General features: G+C 63.3%; 12 protein-coding genes and 1 pseudogene. 11 read left to right on the top strand and 2 right to left on the bottom strand.

Features of this window, described 5'->3' with window-relative positions:
• The 4 genes and pseudogenes from AC1DZE_RS14365 to AC1DZE_RS14350 all read left to right on the top strand — a co-directional run.
• Positions 1-336: pseudogene (locus tag AC1DZE_RS14365) on the top strand (efflux RND transporter periplasmic adaptor subunit); the annotation flags it as partial.
• Between the two features lie 144 nt (positions 337-480).
• Complete coding sequence (locus tag AC1DZE_RS14360) at positions 481-3,585, top strand: efflux RND transporter permease subunit (protein ID WP_477700216.1); 3,105 nt, start codon at positions 481-483, stop codon at positions 3,583-3,585.
• A gap of 673 nt (positions 3,586-4,258) precedes the next feature.
• Positions 4,259-7,549 (top strand): efflux RND transporter permease subunit, encoded by a 3,291-nt coding sequence (locus tag AC1DZE_RS14355; RefSeq protein ID WP_477700215.1) that lies wholly within the window; start codon positions 4,259-4,261, stop codon positions 7,547-7,549.
• A gap of 11 nt (positions 7,550-7,560) precedes the next feature.
• Complete coding sequence (locus AC1DZE_RS14350; protein WP_477672419.1) at positions 7,561-9,009, top strand: efflux transporter outer membrane subunit; 1,449 nt, start codon at positions 7,561-7,563, stop codon at positions 9,007-9,009.
• Between the two features lie 36 nt (positions 9,010-9,045).
• On the opposite strand, the gene AC1DZE_RS14345 is transcribed toward AC1DZE_RS14350, so the two are convergent.
• Positions 9,046-9,543 carry a hemerythrin domain-containing protein gene (locus AC1DZE_RS14345; RefSeq protein WP_477670935.1) on the bottom strand — a complete coding sequence of 166 codons (498 nt, stop codon included), beginning with the start codon at positions 9,541-9,543 and terminating at the stop codon, positions 9,046-9,048.
• Between the two features lie 225 nt (positions 9,544-9,768).
• Complete coding sequence (locus tag AC1DZE_RS14340) at positions 9,769-10,692, bottom strand: LysR family transcriptional regulator (RefSeq protein WP_477672418.1); 924 nt, start codon at positions 10,690-10,692, stop codon at positions 9,769-9,771.
• A gap of 121 nt (positions 10,693-10,813) precedes the next feature.
• On the opposite strand from AC1DZE_RS14340, the gene AC1DZE_RS14335 reads away from it, so the two are divergent.
• From AC1DZE_RS14335 to AC1DZE_RS14305, 7 genes are all read left to right on the top strand, one after another.
• Positions 10,814-11,776 carry a Bug family tripartite tricarboxylate transporter substrate binding protein gene (locus AC1DZE_RS14335; protein ID WP_477672417.1) on the top strand — a complete coding sequence of 321 codons (963 nt, stop codon included), beginning with the start codon at positions 10,814-10,816 and terminating at the stop codon, positions 11,774-11,776.
• Positions 11,777-11,807: 31 nt separating this feature from the next.
• Positions 11,808-12,851, top strand: coding sequence for a 4-hydroxythreonine-4-phosphate dehydrogenase PdxA (locus AC1DZE_RS14330; protein ID WP_477670938.1), 1,044 nt, complete (start codon positions 11,808-11,810; stop codon positions 12,849-12,851).
• Positions 12,852-12,924: 73 nt separating this feature from the next.
• Positions 12,925-14,097: an L-rhamnonate dehydratase gene (locus tag AC1DZE_RS14325; protein WP_477700214.1), complete on the top strand. Its 1,173-nt coding sequence runs from the start codon at positions 12,925-12,927 to the stop codon at positions 14,095-14,097.
• A 5-nt stretch (positions 14,098-14,102) separates the two neighbouring features.
• Positions 14,103-15,020 (top strand): dihydrodipicolinate synthase family protein, encoded by a 918-nt coding sequence (locus tag AC1DZE_RS14320; RefSeq protein WP_477700213.1) that lies wholly within the window; start codon positions 14,103-14,105, stop codon positions 15,018-15,020.
• A gap of 79 nt (positions 15,021-15,099) precedes the next feature.
• Positions 15,100-16,044 carry a YncE family protein gene (locus AC1DZE_RS14315; protein WP_477700212.1) on the top strand — a complete coding sequence of 315 codons (945 nt, stop codon included), beginning with the start codon at positions 15,100-15,102 and terminating at the stop codon, positions 16,042-16,044.
• Positions 16,045-16,074: 30 nt separating this feature from the next.
• Positions 16,075-17,085 carry an amidohydrolase family protein gene (locus tag AC1DZE_RS14310; RefSeq protein WP_477700211.1) on the top strand — a complete coding sequence of 337 codons (1,011 nt, stop codon included), beginning with the start codon at positions 16,075-16,077 and terminating at the stop codon, positions 17,083-17,085.
• A gap of 19 nt (positions 17,086-17,104) precedes the next feature.
• Positions 17,105-18,556 (top strand): aldehyde dehydrogenase family protein, encoded by a 1,452-nt coding sequence (locus AC1DZE_RS14305; RefSeq protein ID WP_477673560.1) that lies wholly within the window; start codon positions 17,105-17,107, stop codon positions 18,554-18,556.
• Positions 18,557-18,611: the final 55 nt, after the last annotated feature.

Genomic DNA, 18,611 nt, shown 5'->3' with positions numbered 1-18,611 from the left:
GGCATGGGCGGCAAGCGCCGCGGCGCCAGCGCACCGGGCGGCGGCGCTTCGGCGGCCGGGCGCCAGCGCCCCGCATCCGACACCGCCGGCAGTGCACCGGCAGCGGCACCCTCCACGCCCCCGGCAGCGGCACTGCAACCCGGCGCTGCGCCGCCTTCCATTGCCGGCCCCACGGCCGAGCAGCGCCAGCGCATGCTCGACCAGGTCAAGGACGACCCGGCCGCGCTGGAACGCCGCAAGCGCTTCCTGGAGCAGATCGACAAGGGCGACCCGGAAGCTCTGGCACGCTGGCAAGGCATGAAGGACCGCCGCCAGGGCGAACGGCCGGCGCAATGATCCGGGACTCGCACCAATGAGCCGCCGGGCCGTTCCCAAGGTGAATAGCACCGCAGTGCGAAGCACGAAGGTATTTCCGCGCATGAGCCGCCGGGCCGTTCCCAAGGCAAATAGCATCGCAGTGCGAAGCACGAAGGTTATTGAATGAGCCCCTCACGCCCCTTCATCCTGCGCCCGGTAGCCACTTCGCTGCTGATGGTGGCCATTGTGCTGGCTGGCCTCGTGGGTTTCAAGTTTTTGCCGCTGTCGGCCCTGCCGCAGGTCGACTACCCCACCATCCAGGTGCAGACGCTGTATCCCGGCGCGAGCCCGGAAGTGATGGCGCAGACCGTGACAGCGCCGCTGGAACGCCAGTTCGGCCAGATGGCCGGTCTCTCTCGCATGAGCTCCACCAGTGCCGCCGGTGTCTCCATCGTCACGCTGCAGTTCGGCCTGGGCCTGGCACTGGACGTGGCCGAACAGCAGGTGCAGGCGGCCATCAACGCGGGCGGCTCGCTACTGCCGGCCGACCTGCCCGCCCCGCCCGTCTATGCCAAGGTCAACCCGGCGGATGCACCGGTGCTGACACTGGCCATCACCTCCGACACCATGCCGCTGACGGAGGTGCAGAACATCGTCAACACCCGGCTGGCCCTGAAGATCAGCCAGGTCAATGGCGTGGGGCTGGTGTCGCTCAGTGGCGGGCAGCGCCCCGCGGTGCGCATCCAGGCCGACACACGGGCGCTGGCTTCCTACGGCCTCGGGCTTGATTCACTGCGCACTGCGATCTCCGCGGCCAATGCCAACGGCGCCAAAGGCAGCATCGATGGCCCTACACGGTCCTATTCGATCAACTCCAACGACCAGCTGGTCGCCGCTGCTGACTACAAAAACCTCATCATCGCCTTTCGCAACGGTGCGGCGGTGCGAGTGTCAGACGTGGCACAGGTGGTGGACAGCGCCGAGAACATCAAACTGGGCGCATGGTCTGGTCTGAAACCAGCCATCATCCTCAATGTGCAGCGCCAGCCCGGCGCCAACGTCATTGCCACGGTGGACGCCATCAAGGCACGCCTGCCCGAACTGCAGGCCGGCCTGCCCACCTCCCTCAGGGTCGATGTGCTGAGCGACCGTACGACCGGCATACGCGCCTCGGTGATGCACGTCGAGATTGAACTGCTGCTGGCCGTGCTGCTGGTCGTGCTGGTGATCTTTGCTTTCCTGCACAGCTTGCGCGCCACAGTCATCGCCAGCCTGGCCGTGCCGATTTCACTCGTCGGCACCTGCGGCTTGATGTACCTGCTGGGCTACAGCCTCAACAACCTGAGCCTGATGGCACTCACGATCGCCACCGGCTTTGTGGTGGACGACGCAATCGTGATGATCGAAAACATCTCGCGCTACATCGAGGAAGGCGAAGAACCGATGGCCGCAGCCCTCAAGGGTGCGACGCAGATCGGGTTCACCATCATCTCGCTGACAGTGTCGCTGATCGCGGTGCTGATTCCGCTGCTGTTCATGGGCGATGTGGTCGGCCGGCTGTTCCGCGAGTTTGCCGTCACGCTGGCCATCACCATCCTGATCTCGGCCGTGGTGTCGCTCACCCTCGTGCCCATGATGTCGGCGAGATGGCTCAAGCACGTGCCGGAAACGGCGGGCGAAGGCCGGCTGGCCCAGGCGGGCGCGCGGCTCCAGCGTTTTTTTGACGACGTGATCGCACGCTACGACGTGTGGCTCACCTGGGTGCTCAAACGTCAGGGCGCCACGTTGCTGGTGGCGCTGGCCACCCTGCTGCTCACGGTGTTGCTGTATGTGCTGATCCCCAAGGGCCTGTTCCCGACGCAGGACACCGGCCAGCTGCAGGCTCGCGTGGAAACCGCGCAATCGGTGTCCTATGACCGCATGGCCGCGCTGCAGCAAGCCACGGCCAAGGCCATCCTGGAAGACCCCGACGTCGAAACGCTGAGCTCCTTCATTGGCGTGGACGCAGCCAACAACACCATGCTGCATACCGGCCGCATGCTGATCAACCTGAAAAAAGAGCGCATAGGCAGCCAGCAGGAAACCATGGACCGGCTGCAGCGCAGGGCCGCCGCGGTAGCCGGGGTTACTCTGTACCTTCAACCCACGCAAGACCTGACCATTGACGCCGAAACCGGGCCCACGCAATTCCGCGTATCGCTCGAAGGCTCGAACAACGCCACCGTGGTGGAATGGGCCAACAAGCTTACGCAGCGCATGCGGCAGCTCGAAAGCCTGCGCAACGTGTCGTCCGATGCGGGCTCCAGCGGCGCCGGAGCCTACATCACGGTAGACCGCGACACCGCGTCGCGCCTGGCCGTCACGACCTCGTCCATTGACGACGCGCTTTACAGCGCATTCGGCCAGCGCATTGTCTCGACCATCTTCACCGAAACCAACCAGTACCGCGTGATCCTCGAAGCCATGCCCGACTCCTTGCGCACGCCGGCATCGCTGGGCAGCCTGCAACTCAAAACCGGCTCCGGCACGCCAACACCGCTGTCGGCCATCGCCACCATCACGGAGCAAGCGGCCCCGCTGCAGGTTACCCGCGTGGCCCAGTACCCGGCCACCACGCTGGGTTTTGACACGGCGCCCGGCGTCTCGCTGGGCAAGGCGGTCGACGAGATCCGGGAAGCGGCCAAGGACATCGCCATGCCCGCCAGCGTGACCATGACCTTTCTGGGTGCGGCGGGCGCCTACCAGGCCTCGCTGTCCAACCAGCTCTGGCTCATCCTGGCGGCTGTGATCTGCGTCTACATCGTGCTGGGTGTGCTGTATGAAAGCTACATCCACCCGCTGACGATCCTCTCGACCCTGCCCTCCGCCGGCGTGGGCGCGCTGCTGGCGCTGATGATCAGCGGGTCAGGCCTCGGGGTGATAGGCATCATCGGCATCATCCTGCTGATCGGCATCGTGAAGAAGAACGCCATCATGATGATCGACTTTGCAATCGACGCCGAACGCAACCAGGGCAAATCCCCGCAGGACGCCATTCACCAGGCCGCGCTGCTGCGCTTTCGGCCCATCCTGATGACCACGCTGGCGGCGCTGTTTGCTGCTGTGCCTCTGATGCTGGGCTTCGGCGAAGGCGCTGAATTGCGGAGGCCTCTGGGGTTGGCGATTTTTGGGGGATTGATTGTCAGCCAGGTGTTGACGCTGTTTACGACGCCGGTGATTTATCTGGCGTTTGATCGGTTGGGGCGGAGGTTTCGGGGGAAAGGGAAAGTTGAGGAGGTTTCCGCGTGAGGCCTGTTGCTCTTTCGTTCTTTCGGGGTGTGCTTTGTCCCGGGGCCGGGGTTGCCGGCGGCAACTCACTTTCTTTTGCTTCGCCAAAAGAAAGTAAGCAAAGAAAAGGCGACCCTGGTTCCTGCGTCCCCTGCGCTTCGCTCCGGGGCAACCTGCGGTACTCTGTCCAGCCGGGGTCAAAAACAACTCGCCTTCGGCTCAAACAAGTTTTTGCCCTGATCCGTCTGGCCCTGCGCTCCTCGGCGCATCCACAAGGGGGTGGAAACAGAAATACCGAACAGCCAACTGCCGAATGCCGGAACCCGAACACCAGAAGAAACAAGGACACGCCATGGCGTGTCCTTGTTGGTATTTGTCTTCGGTCCCCGTTCCCGATCGCCCCTTCTGTATGCGCCGAGGAGCGCAGGGCCAGACGGATCAGGGATCGCGATTGTCTGAGCCGAAGGCGAGTTCGAGCGAGACCCCGCCTGGACCGAGCACCGCAGGTTGCCCGTAGCGAAGCGGAGGGACGCAGACAGCAGGGTCGCCTTTTCTTTGGTGACTTTCTTTTGGCGAAGCAAAAGAAAGTTACTTGCTGCCGGGCAACCCCCGGCCAGCCATCCTCAGCAAAGAGAACACCAATCAAATCAACCCAGGACAGGCCTAGGCCGGATGGCGGAAGAGGAACAAGGCCATGAACCTCTCCGAACCCTTCGTCCGCCGCCCGGTAGCCACCGTCCTCCTCACCATAGGCTTGGCCCTCGCAGGCATCGCCGCATTCTTCGTGCTGCCGGTCTCACCGCTGCCGCAAGTGGATTTCCCGGTGATCTCGGTCAGCGCCTCGTTGCCGGGGGCCAGTCCCTCCACCATGGCCAGCAGTGTGGCGACGCCGCTGGAGCGGCGCCTCGGCGTGATCGCGGGCGTCAACGAGATGACGTCCAACAGCAGCAACGGCTCCACCCGCGTCAGCCTGCAGTTTGACCTGAATCGCAAGATCGACGCGGCAGCGCGCGAGGTGCAGGCCGCCATCAACGCCTCACGTGCCGACCTGCCGGCCACCCTGCGCAGCAACCCGACCTACCGCAAGGCGAACCCGGCTTCGGCGCCGGTCATCATCCTGGCGCTCACGTCCAGGACGCGCTCACCGGGCCAGATTTACGACGAAGTCTCCAACCTCGTGCAGCAAAAAATCGCCCAGGTGCCCGGGGTCGGCGACGTGGAGCTTGGCGGCGGTTCGTTGCCGGCGGTGCGCGTGGAACTGCTGCCGTTTGCACTCAACCGCTATGGCGTCGCCATGGAAGACGTGCGCGCAGCCCTGCAGGCGTCGAACGCCAACCGGCCCAAGGGGGCGATCGAAGGCAACGGCCAGCGCTTCCAGATTTACTCAGGCTCCAACACCGCCAGCGGCGGACTCAAGGCCGCCGACTACCGCAATCTCGTCGTAGCCTGGCGCAACAATGCCGCCATCCGGCTGCAAGACGTGGCCGAGGTGCAGGACGGTGTGGAGAACATCAACACGCTCGGTCTTTTCAACGGCGAGCCGGCGGTGATCGTGCTGGTCACGCGCCAGCCCGATGCCAATGTGATTGCCACTGTCGACGGCGTGCGCGCCCTGATTCCCGAGCTGCAGGCCGCCTTGCCGCAGGACGTGCAGTTGCAGGTGGCATCCGACAGCACCAACTCCATCCGTGCCTCGCTGCACGAGATCGAAGTCACGCTGCTGATTTCCATCGTGCTGGTGGTGCTGGTGGTAAGCGCCTTCCTGCGCAGCGCCCGTGCCACCATCATCCCGGCCGTGGCCACCGTCGTCTCCTTGCTGGGCACCTTCGGCGTGATGTACCTGCTGGGCTTTTCACTGAACAACCTGAGCCTGATGGCGCTCACCGTGGCTACCGGTTTTGTGGTGGACGACGCCATCGTGGTGCTGGAAAACACCAGCCGGCACATCGAGGCCGGCATGGACCGTTTCAAGGCCGCGCTGCTGGGGGCGCGGGAGGTCGGCTTCACGGTGCTGTCGATCAGCCTGTCGCTCGTGGCCGTGTTTATACCGCTACTCTTCATGGGCGGACAGGTGGGCCGGCTGTTCCGCGAATTCGCGGTCACGCTGTCTGCTGCGGTGATGATCTCGCTGGTCATCTCGCTGACCACCACGCCCATGATGTGCGCCTGGCTTCTGAGGCCTGACGCGCACGAGAAGAAGCCCGGGCGTTTTGCTTTTGTGGGGCGCTGGTTCGAGCGTGCCTTCAACCGCGTGCACCGCAGCTACGAAGTGAGCCTGGACTGGGCCCTGCACAGCAAGTTGCTGGTGATGCTGATTTTGGTGGCCGTGATCGGGCTCAACGGTTTTCTCTTCGTGAAGGCGCCCAAGGGCTTCTTTCCGCAACAGGACACCGGGCAGATCAACGGCGGCCTGCGTGCCGACCGCAGCATCTCATTTCAGGCCCTCCAGGCCAAGCTCAAGCAGCTGGTCGACATCATCCGCGCCGACCCGGCCGTGGACACCGTGGTGGGTTTTACCGGTGGTTCCCGAGCGGGCGGGGGTTTCATGTTCATCAACCTCAAACCAGTGGGGCAACGCGACGTGGCCGGCCAGGCCGTGATTGCGAGGCTGCGCCCGCAGCTGGCACGGGTGACCGGGGTCAGCCTTTTCCTGAACCCCGTGCAGGACCTGCGCGGCGGCGGCCGCCAGACCAATTCGACCTACCAGTACACGCTCAAAAGCGACAACGCGGCCGACTTGCGTGTATGGGCCACACGCCTGGCGGACCAGATGAAACTGCAGCCCGCCCTGACCGACGTGGACACCGACCAGCAGGAAAACGGCGTGGAAACCATGGTCACGGTGGACAAGGAAAGCGCGGCACGCATGGGCATCAGCTCACGCGACGTGGACAACGCGCTCTATGACGGCTTCGGCCAGCGCCAGGTGGCCACGATATACGCCGAACTCAACCAGTACCACGTAATCATGGAAGTGGCGCCGCGCTACACCCGCAGCCCCGAGTCGCTGAAAGATATTTACGTACCGGCCAAGGGGGCTGGAGGCAACACAAGCAACACAACCAACAATACCGGAAGCACCGGCACCCCGGCTGCAACCACGGTGGCCACCGGCACCTCTGTGGCCAATCCATCCCTGCGTGATTCTTCGTCGGGCCAGGTCCTGAGCGCCTCGGCCAGCACCATGGTGCCCCTGTCGGCCATTGCCACCTTCAGCGAAAACCCCACCGCCGCTTCGGTCAGCCACGAAGACGGCGAGCTTTCCACCACGGTTTCCTACAACCTCGCCGATGGCAGCACGCTGAGCGACGGCCAAGCCGCGGTGCACCAGGCGGAAGCCGACATCCGGCTGCCCAACAACGTGCGCGGCAGCTTTTCCGGCACAGCGCTCAATGCACAGCAATCGCAAAATGAGCAACCGCTGCTGATCCTGGCGGCGCTGGTGGTGATCTACATTGTGCTGGGCATCCTGTACGAAAGCCTGGTGCATCCCATCACGGTGCTGTCCACCTTGCCCTCGGCCGGTGTGGGCGCTGTGCTGGCCTTGCTGCTGTTCAAGCTGGATTTTTCCATCATCGCGCTGATCGGCCTGTTCCTGCTGATCGGCATCGTCAAGAAGAACGCCATCCTGATCATCGACTTCGCGCTGGAAGCCGAGCGGGCGCGTGGCCTTTCCGCGATTGAGGCCGTGCGCGAAGCCTGTCTGCTGCGCTTTCGCCCCATCCTGATGACCACACTGGCGGCCATTCTGGGCGCGCTGCCGCTGGCCATCGGCTTTGGCGAAGGCGCCGAGCTGCGCCGTCCGCTGGGCATCGCCATCATCGGCGGGCTGATCGCCAGCCAGTTGCTGACATTGCTCACCACGCCGGTGGTCTATGTGCTGATGGACAAGCTCCGCCGGCGCAGCCCTTCCGAGCGTCAGCTCAGCCGCCACCCTGACGAGACCGACGCGCCGCCGCCCAGCGCCCCGCTCCAACTGCAATGACTGACAACGCCATGAACCACTTTTCCAATGCCCACCCCGCGTACCGTTCACGCTTTCAGCTTCGCCTGCTGTGCGCTGCGCTGGTGCTTGCCGTTGGCGGCTGCGCAGTCGGCCCCGACTACCAGCGCCCGGCCACGGTCGACGTGAGCACCTACAAGGAAGCGCAAGGCTGGGTTCCGGCCGCGCCCGCCGATACGCTGGAGCGTGGCCCGTGGTGGTCGCTCTTCAAGGACCCGGTACTGGACCAGCTGGCATCGCGTGTGGAGGTGTCCAACCAGAACGTGGCGGTGGCTGTTGCAGCCTATGCGCAGGCGCGAGCCCTGGTGCGCGAGCAACGGGCATCGCTGTTCCCGACGGTTTCGCTCGATGGCAGTGCCAGCCGTTCGGGCAGCAGTAGCAGCAGCACGGCGGGCAACAATGTCGGTGGCCGCGTGGGCAACAACTACCAGCTCAGCATTGGTGGCAGTTGGGAACCCGATGTATGGGGCCGTCTAGGCCGCACCGTGGACGGCGCGAAAGCCAGCGAACAGGCCAGCGCCGCCGACCTGGCTTCGGCCAAACTGTCGGCGCAGGGTGAACTGGCGACCAATTATTTATCCTTGCGCCAGACAGACGCACAAAAAGTGCTACTCAAGGACACGATTGACGGCTACAAGCGCGCGCTGGACATCACGCAGAACCGCTACAACGCCGGCATCGCGGCCAAAACCGATGTGCTGCAGGCGCAAACACAGCTGGCCAACGCGCAGGCCGACGACGCCGGCCTGGTGCGCCAGCGCGCCCAGCTGGAGCACGCCATAGCGGTGCTGGTGGGCGAAGCACCCGGCAATTTCTCGATTGCCCCTGTGGCCTGGAATCCTTCAGTGCCTGACGTGCCGGTCGGCATACCGTCCGAGCTGCTGCAGCGCCGCCCCGACATTGCCGCCGCCGAACGCCGCGTGGCCTCTGCCAATGAACAGATCGGCATCGCCAAGAGCGCTTATTACCCCAGCCTGTCGCTGAGCGCCTCGGCCGGCCAGGGCGCCAGCCGGGTGGCGGACCTCTTCAAGGCTTCCAGCAGCGTCTGGTCCATCGGTATCTCGGCCGCGCAGGTGCTCTTCAACGCCGGAGCCACAGGCGCCCGCGTGGAAGGCGCCGAGGCATCCCACCAGCAGGCAGTGGCGCGTTACCGCCAGGCTGTGCTGGCGGCCTTTCAGGACGTGGAAGATCAGTTGTCGGCAACCCGTGTACTGCTGACCCAGCAGGAGCTGCGCCGCCAGGCGTCGCAGGCAGCCGACCAGGTCGAGCAGCAGGTACTCAACCGCTACCGCAGCGGCCAGGTGAGCTACACCGAAGTCATCACCGCCCAGGCCACCGCGCTGAGCGCGCGCCGTGCACTGGTGCAAGCCATGGCCGACCGCCAGACCACGGCGGTGGCGCTGATCCAGTCGCTGGGCGGGGGTTGGCAAACGGGGCAATAAATTGCATCACCCAGCGGACCCAACAGCGTGCCGCGTTTATGCGGTGTGTTCAAGCGCCTGGCCATCGGAACAGCTCAGGCCCCCGCAACCGTGTATGGTGTCCTTGGGCAAAGCTTGCGGCATGCTCACCACCCCCGTGAGCGGGTCGTAGCCAATACCGCGTAGATGCAGGGCCAGCGCGGCATCCATGGTCTGCGCATGCTGCGGAAACCACAGAGCGAGCTCCCTTGCCATATGGCGCAAAGACGTGAAATCCCCGGCCTGGGCCATGAGCAAGCCTTCTCGCATGACCTGCAGCACCACCTTGTGCTGCACAGTGTGGCAATTGGAGGATGAAAACCGCGTGTCCAGCATCCACCGGTCTTCGCGGCTGAAGTGCTCATCGGTGTGGTCCACCAGCGCTCGCCAGTGGCCCGGCAACGCATCATCCGCCGCGTTTTCTGCCTGCGCAAGCAACTCGACAAACTCCCGGTGAGTGTCATCCATCAGGGGTAGTCCGAGCACGAGGGCGTCAGACCATTGAAGATTCGGCATGTGTGCTTCCAATGTTGGCAATGCGCCAAGCGTAAGCAATGGCACGGGGCAAAAGCTTGATCCAGGTCATGGAGTGTTCATCCGCCGCTACACACGCCAACTTCAATTTCTGTTCTTCGCCGGCATTGACGCCATATTTAGCAGCGGCCGGCACTCATCCCATGGACCAAGGCCCGAAATTTTCAGAAAATTTCTCTGTAGTGGCTTGCCATCGGCCTCCGGCAGCTATTTCTGGTGCAGCGCCGCCAGGAAAAACCGCGCGGCGTCGCTGAGCGGCCTGTCCTTGCGGGTGATGGAGCCAAACGCTTCCATCTTGTGCTGGATAAAGCAGGGCAATATCTTGAGCAGGCCGTGCCGGGCGTAGTGGTCGGCAATCGACTGCGGCATGACGCCCACCATGTCGGTTTCGGCAATCAGGTTGGTTGTCGTGAGGATGGACGCGGTTTCGATCAGCCCTTTGGGTGTCGGCGCCTGCAGCATGCGGAACTCCTGCTCCAGCACTTCACGCATCGGGCTGCCCTTGGGCTGCAATATCCACGGGTAGTCCAGCAGGCTGGCAAACTTCACCGCCTTTTTTTGCCCCAGCGGGTGGTGCACACCCGCCACCACCGCCAGCGCCTCGTTTTCAAGCGGGGTGAAGGCGTAGTCAGCCCGATGCTCGTCGCGGATGCGCCCGATGGCCACATCCAGCACGCCTTCGCGCAGCAGCTCGAACAGCCGGTCGCTGGTGTCCAGCATGACGTCGACCGACAGCAGCGGATAGGCTTTCTTGAGCGTGATGATCGCGTGCGTCAGCAAATTCGGAGAAGGTGCCATGATGCTGCCGATCGACACCCGACCCGAGCTGCCCAGTTGCAGTTCGGCCAGTTCACGCGTCATGGACTCGACCGAACCGCGCATGCCGCGGAAATAACGCAGCACGCTGGCGCCGGCCGGCGTGAGCTTCTGCCCGCGCCCCACCCGCTCGAACAGGCGCTGGCCCAGCGCAGACTCCAGCTCCTGGATCATCTTGGTGGCGGCCGGCTGTGTCATGCCCAGTTCCGCGGAGGCTTTGCGCAAGGTACCGTGTTCGCCTACAGCCAGGATAAGGGCCACCTGCCGCATGCGCAGGCGGTTGAGAAGCTGGGGAATCAGTGAGGCGTTGGGCATGTTGGGTGGCCAATTCAATTGATAACTATAGATTATCAAATAATCAGGAATTTTCAATTTACGTTAACTGTTGTCTTGCCTACTATCACCGCATTGATTCATAACGATGACGGAGACAACCATGAAATATTTGCCTGCCTTGCTGGCAGCAGCCTGCACAGTGGCCGCCCACGCCCCGCTATTTGCACAAGACTGGCCGACCAAGCCCGTGCGCATTCTGGTGGGCTCCGCCCCGGGCGGCGGCACCGACGCGATGGCCCGCGCAGTAGCGGACCGGCTCGGCCCCCTGCTCAAGCAGCCTGTGGTGGTGGAAAACCGCCCCGGCGCCTCCAACACGCTGGCAGCCGACCTGACGGCCAAGGCCACCGACGGCCACACCCTGCTGATGGGCGTCTCGACCGCGCATGCGATTGCCCCGCACCTGCTGAAACTCGGCTACGACAACAACAAGGACCTGGTGCCCGTTGTGTTTGTCGGCGCGGTGCCCAATGTGCTGGTGGTCAACAATGCCCTGCCAGTCGATTCGGTGCAGTCGCTCATCAAGCTGGCCAAATCAAAACCCGGCCAGCTCAACTACGCCACCAGCGGCTCGGGCAGCACGCAACACATCGCGGCGGAGCTCTTCAAGGACCAGGCCGGCGTTTTCATCACGCACATCCCCTACCGCGGCAGCGGCCCGGCGTTGATCGACCTCGTCGGCGGCCAGGTGCAGCTGAGCTTTGACACCATGCCCTCGGTGATCGGCCAGATCAAGAACGGCCGCATCAAACCTTTGGCGGTGGCCAGTGCCAAACGCAACCCGCAGCTTCCCAACGTGCCCACAATGGCCGAAGCCGGTGTGAAGGGTGTCGAGATGAGTGCCTGGTACGGCATCTACATGCCGGCAGCCACGCCCAAAGCGGTGCAGGAACGCGTTTACGCCGAGATCACCAAGGTCCTGGCGATGCCGGAAACACAAGCCCGGCTGGGCGCGATCGGCGCGGATCTGACACCGATGACGCAGGCGCAGTTCGCGCAGTTCCACAATGACGAGAACAAGCGCTATGGTGACCTGATCGCCAAGAAAAACATCAAACTGGACTGATCCGGATGATGCAGAACAAGGAAAAGACGCCATGAGCAAACAGCAGACAACAGAACCGGTGCCTGTCGTCGCCCTGACACTGGGTGACGCGGCCGGCATAGGCCCCGAGCTGATTGCCCGGCTGCTGAGCCAGCCCGGCATCACGGCAGGCGCCAACATCGTGCTGGTGGGTGATGCCTGGCTCTGGCAGCAAGGCCAGGACATTGCCCAACAGAAGGTCGCAACGCAAGCCGTGGCCAGCCTGGCCGAGGTGCGCGGCCGCGCCGACACACGCCTGCCCGCCTTCCTGGCCACAGACACGATTCAGCCAGCGCAAGTACAGCGCAGCCAGGCGCAGGCCGCCTGCGGCGCGGCGGTGCTGCAGGTGCTCAACCTCTGCATGGACGGCGCCAAACGCGGCGAGGTCGATGCCATCTGCTTCGCCCCCCTGAACAAGCAGGCCATGAAGCTGGGCGGCCTGAAGCATGAAGACGAGCTGCACCACTTTGCCGAATACCTGGGCGTGACCGGCTACTTCTGCGAGTTCAACACGCTGGGTGACTTGTGGACGGCACGTGTGTCCTCGCACATTCCGCTGAAAGACGCCGCAGCCATGCTCAGCAAGGAACGCATCATGGACGCCACCCGGTTGATCTACGCATCACTCAAGGCCAGCGGCAACAACAGCCCCAAAGTAGCGGTGGCAGCCTTCAACCCGCATGGCGGCGACGGCGGTGTTTGCGGACGCGAAGAGATCGACATCATCGAGCCGGCCGTGGCAGCGCTGCGCGCCAGCGGCGTTCCGGTAGACGGCCCCTTTCCGGCCGACACCATCTTCCTGAAAGCGCAGGCCGGCCAGTACCAGGCCATCGTCACCATGTACCACGACCAGGGCCAGATCGCCATCAAGCTCATGGGCTTCAGCAAGGGCGTCACTGTGCAAGGCGGCCTGCCGGTGCCCATCACCACGCCGGCGCATGGCACCGCGTATGACATCGCCGGCCAGGGCGTGGCCGATGTCAACGCCACGCTCAACGCTTTCCGCATCGCCTGCCGCATGGGAGGACGCCTGGCGGCGCCTCCCCAAAGGGAGTAATACGGCTCACCCCACCCCAACCCTCCCCTTCCAGGGGAGGGCTCGAAAGATTCATCTCACACAGGACCTTTAAATGAAGATCAAATCAGTGCGCGCACGTGTGTTCGAGTGGAAAGGCAAGACCGTTCCACCCCAAGGCAATTTCTGCTCCAACGCGATGGACCTCGTCTACTCAAAGACAGAATCCATGAGCACCTTCCGCTTCCATTCGTGGACAGTGGTCGAGATCGAAACCGACGACGGCATCGTCGGCCTGGGCAACGTGGCGCTGGCGCCGCACATCGCCAAAGCCATCATCGACCAGTACCTCACACCGCTGGTGCTGGGCCAGGACCCGTGGGACTACGAATACCTGTGGCAGCGCATGTACCGCAGCACCCACGCCTGGGGCCGCAAGGGCGTGACCATGGCCGCCATCTCGGCGGTGGATCTAGCGATCTGGGACATCCTGGGCAAGTCGGTCAACAAGCCGGTGTTCAAGCTGCTGGGCGGCCGCACCAAGGAAAAAATCCCCTGCTACTACTCCAAACTCTACCGCACCGACCTCAAGGCGATGCAGGACGAAGCGCAGAAATACCTGGACCAGGGTTTCACCATGTTCAAGTCGCGCTTTGGCTACGGCCCGGCGCACGGCACCAAGGGCGTTTCTGAAAACCTGAAAGCCGTGGAAGCGATCCGCGAAGTCATCGGCTACGACAACGACCTGATGATGGAGTGCTACATGGGCTGGAACCTGGAGTACGCCAAACGCATGCTGCCCAAGCTGGAAAAATTTCAGCCACGCTGGGTGGAAGAACCTGTCATTGCTGACGACATTGACGGCTATGCCGAGCTCAACCAGCTCACCAGCATCCCGATCTCGGGCGGTGAGCATGAGTTCAGCCTCTACGGCTTCAAGCAGCTGCTCGACAAAAAGGCCGTGTCGGTCGTGCAGTACGACACCAACCGGGTGGGTGGCATCACGGCGGCGCACAAGATCAATGCGCTATGCGAGGCGTACAGCGTGCCGGTGATTCCGCACGCCGGGCAGATGCACAACTACCACCTGACCATGAGCACACTCGCCTCGCCCATGAGCGAATACTTTCCAATGTTCGATGTGGAAGTCGGCAACGAGCTGTTCTATTACATCTTCGACGGCGAACCTGTGGCCGAGAACGGCTTTCTGCAGCTCGACGACAACAAGCCGGGCCTGGGCCTGACGATGAAGACCGAGTTCCTCAAAGACTTCAACATCCTCGAATGAGCCGCATGAAAGCAAGATACTCCGGCGTTTTCCCGGTAGTGCCCACCACTTTCACCGATGCGGGTGAGCTCGACCTGCAAAGCCAGAAGCGCTGCGTTGATTTCATGATCGACGCGGGTTCGACGGGCCTGTGCATCCTCGCCAACTTTTCTGAACAGTTTGTGCTGTCAGACGAGGAGCGTGAGACTTTGACGGCCGCCATCCTGAAGCACGTGGCCGGCAGGGTGCCGGTGATTGTGACGACCACGCATTTCGGCACCCGGGTGTGCGCCGAGCGCAGCCGCCGCGCGCAGGACCTGGGCGCGGCCATGGTCATGGTGATGCCGCCGTACCACGGCGCCACCATCCGCGTGACGGAAGAAAAGACTTATGAGTTCTTCGCCACGCTATCAGCCGCCATTGATATTCCCATCATGGTCCAGGACGCGCCCGTCAGTGGCACGGCGCTGTCGGCGACCTTCCTGGCTCGCATGGCCAAAGAGATCCGCAATGTGGCCTACTTCAAGATCGAAACGCCGGGTGCGGCCTCCAAGCTGCGCGAGTTGATCCGGCTGGGCGGCGACGCGATTGAAGGCCCGTGGGACGGCGAAGAAGCCATTACCCTGCTACCCGACCTGGAAGCCGGCGCCACCGGTGCGATGACGGGTGGCGGCTACCCGGACGGCATTCGCAAGATCATGGATGCATGGGTCGCCGACAAGCGGGATGAAGCCATTGCCGAGTACACCCGCTGGTTGCCGCTGATCAACTATGAAAACCGCCAGGGCGGTATCTTGACGGCCAAGGCCTTGATGAAGGAAGGCGGCGTGATCGCCTGCGAGGCGCCGCGCCATCCGTTTCCCGCCATGCATCCTGAGGTTCGCAAGGGGTTGATCGCCACCGCGCAGCGGCTGGACCCGCTGGTGCTACGCTGGGACAGGTAAACGGCTTTGGCCGGCCTCTTCACGCGTTCTCCCTCTTTCTCTCTGTTTCCTTTCAGGCTCCCCCATCTTCAGGACACCCATGCCCCTTCGGGAAACACTCTTGCTGGTGCAGAAATGCGCCCATACCTTCAGCTTTTACGACCTGGCCACCGGCCGGGCGGAAGAACACATCGTCTTGCCCAACTTTCCGCATGAGTTCACAGTAGATCCAGTGCGCCGGCTTGCTTACGTGGGCCACTATGGCATCGAAACCGCCAGTCATCTGGGAGACGCAGGCGGGCATTCGGTCTTTGTGATTGACCTGGACAAACGCGAGCATGTGGCCACGCTGAACCTCTGGCCGTATTACCGGCCGCACGGCCTGACAGTGGACGGCCAGGGACGCCTGTTCGTGATGTCTGAAGCGCACAACGTGTTGCTGCGATTCTCGAACCCGGCAAAGGTGCATGTACCGGACCTGGCTGTGTCTTCGGGCGGCTACAAAACGCACCTGTTTGCGCTGACGAAAGATGCACAGACAGCTTATGCACTGAACCTGCTGTCGAACACCGTCACCAAAATCAGGCCGAACGATCCGACCTTCGCACCTGTCGCGATGATGCCGGGCCCCGTGCCCGAAGGCAATGTGCTGTCGGGTGACGAGTCGCTGCTGTATGTGGCCAACCGCGGCGACGACACCATCGTCGCCGTCGACACGGCCAGCATGAAAGTCGTGGCCTCAGGCAAGACACGTCGCGACCCCAACCGGGTCTACCGCTTCCAGGGCGCGCAAGGCCAGGACTTGCTGCTCACCACCAACTCGGGCGAGCATTCGCTGTCGATATTCGGCCTGGAACTGCAGGAGCAGCGCTGCTTTGCCTTGCCCAGTAACCCGCTGGCCTTGTCGTTTCACCCGGTGGATCGGGCGGTCTACATCTCATTTCAGGACGAGACGGTGCGCCGCCTCAATCTGGACAGCTTTGCGTTCGAGCAGGAAATCAGGACGCTGCGTGAGCCTGATTCGTCCTGCGTCTGGCGGCATTGATTCGGCAAAGTCTGTATCCACTACCGGTTCATGAAGAGCACAGGCACATCGCCCACCTCACTGCCCGCACCTGTGAAGGCGTTTACAGGGCCCGTCGTCGACGCACATCACCACCTGTGGGACCTGTCGAAAGGCCACTACCCCTGGTTGCAGGAAGCGTACGATCCAGGGGCCTTCTTCCTCGGCGACTACCGGCCGATTTGCCGGGACTTCCTGGCAACCGACTACCGGGCGGCTGTAGGGCCCGGCGACGTGGTCGCAACCGTGCATGTGGAAGCCGAGCGCAGCCGCCTTGAGCAGGTTGCCGAAACCGCATGGCTGCATGAGGTCCACGCAAGGCACGGGTTTCCGAACGCCATCGTGGCGCACGCCTGGTTTGACCGGCCTGATAGCGAAGAATGCCTCCTCGCGCAATCGCAGTTTGAACTGGTACGCGGCATTCGCAGCAAACCCGTCACATCTGCCGCAGCGGACCAAAGCGTCAAAGGGCAAGCGGGCACCATGCAACACGAAGACTGGCTGCGCGGCTTTTCGTTGCTGGAGAAATTCGGCCTGCGGTGGGACCTGCGCGTGCCCGCCTGGCACCTGCCTGAGGCGGCTACCGTGGCAGCCATGTTTCCGAAGGTACCCATCGCCCTGAACCACCACGGCTTTGCCTGGGACCGCAGCGAAGAAGGCCTTAAACGCTGGCGCAGCTGGATGGAAACGCTGGCCCGGCAGGAAAACGTGCACGTCAAGCTTTCCGAGTTCGGCCTGCGCGGCCAGCCTTGGGACCGGTACGAAAACGCGCGCATCGTGCGCGAGACGGTGGCCATTTTCGGCTGGCAGCGTTGCATGTTTGCCAGCAACTTTCCGGTGGCGGGCCTGCGCATAAACTATCCGGACCTGGTGGGCAGTGTGGCCGGCATGCTGGGCCACCTGCCTGCAAACCAGCAACATGCGATGATGTGCGATAACGCCCTGCGTTTCTATGCGATTGATGTGGCGCCGCCTGTGGCACCCCCACAACCTGCGCGCCCTCTCGCCCCTGATCAACCCTGATTTCTTCTGGAGCCACCTCATGACCACCAAACACGACAACCTCATCGCCGGCCAATGGCTGGCCGGCAGCAGCTACAGCCCCAACCTGAACCCCAGCAATCTCGCTGACGTGATCGGCGAGTACACGCAGGCCGACGCCGCAGGGCTGGATGCCGCCGTACAGGCCGCGCAGGCCGCCTTTCCGGCCTGGTCCACCTCGGGCATCCAGGCCCGTTCCGATGCGCTCGACAAGATCGGCACTGAAATCCTGGCGCGCCGCGAAGAGCTGGGCACCCTGCTCTCACGCGAAGAAGGAAAAACCAAGCCCGAAGGCATTGGCGAAGCCACCCGCGCGGGCCACATCTTCAAATTTTTTGCCGGCGAATGCCTGCGCCTGGGTGGCGAAACCATGCCGTCGGTTCGCCCCGGCATCGGCGTGGAAATCACGCGCGAACCCGTGGGCGTCGTCGGCCTGATCACGCCGTGGAATTTCCCCATCGCCATCCCGGCCTGGAAGATTGCGCCGGCGCTGGCCTTCGGCAACTGCGTGGTGCTCAAGCCGGCAGACCTGGTTCCGGGCAGTGCCTGGGCCCTGGCCGAAATCATTTCGCGTTCGGGTATTCCGGCGGGCGTGTTCAACCTGGTGATGGGCCCCGGCCGCGTCATCGGCGATGCGCTGGTCAACCATCCGGGCGTCAATGCCATCAGCTTTACGGGCTCGGTCGGCGTGGGCAGCCGCATTGCAGAGGTTTGCGCAAAAAACCTCAAGAAGGTGCAGCTCGAAATGGGCGGCAAGAACCCGCAGGTCATCCTGGATGACGCCGACCTGACCCAGGCCGTGGAACTCAGCGCGCAGAGCGCTTTTTATTCCACCGGACAGCGCTGCACGGCATCAAGCCGCCTCATCGTGACCGAAGGCATCTACCCTGCTTTTGTCAAGGCGCTGCACGAACGCATGGCCCGCATCAAGGTGGGCGACGCCCTGACCGCCGGAACCGACATCGGCCCGGTTTCTTCACAAGCCCAGCTGGAGCAGGACTTAAGCTACATCGCCATCGGCCAGCAGGAGGGCGCAACGCTGTCGTTTGGCGGTGACCGCGTGCGCTGCCATACCGGCAGCGGCGCCGAAGGCTACTTCATGACACCAGCGCTTTTCAGCGAAAGCACCGCCGGCATGCGCATCAACCGTGAAGAAATTTTTGGCCCGGTGGCCAGCATCATCCGGGTAAAAGACTACGAAGCCGCGCTGGCCACCGCCAATGACACGCCATTCGGCCTGTCAGCCGGCATCGCCACCACCAGCCTCAAATACGCGACCCACTTCAAGCGCCACAGCCAGGCCGGCATGGTCATGGTCAACCTGCCGACGGCAGGCGTGGACTACCACGTACCGTTTGGCGGCCGCAAAGGATCCAGCTACGGCCCGCGTGAGCAAGGCAAGTATGCGCAGGAGTTCTTCACGACGGTGAAGACGGCGTATACGCTGGCTTGAGTTAGCGAACAATAGGCCGTCGAGCGGCGCGGCTGCCCGGTTGGTTAGACTGGTA

It is taken from the genome of Polaromonas sp. P1_F1, assembly GCF_056405795.1.
Note: the sequence above shows the minus strand (reverse complement) of the source record. Positions and strands in the feature narration are given on the sequence as shown.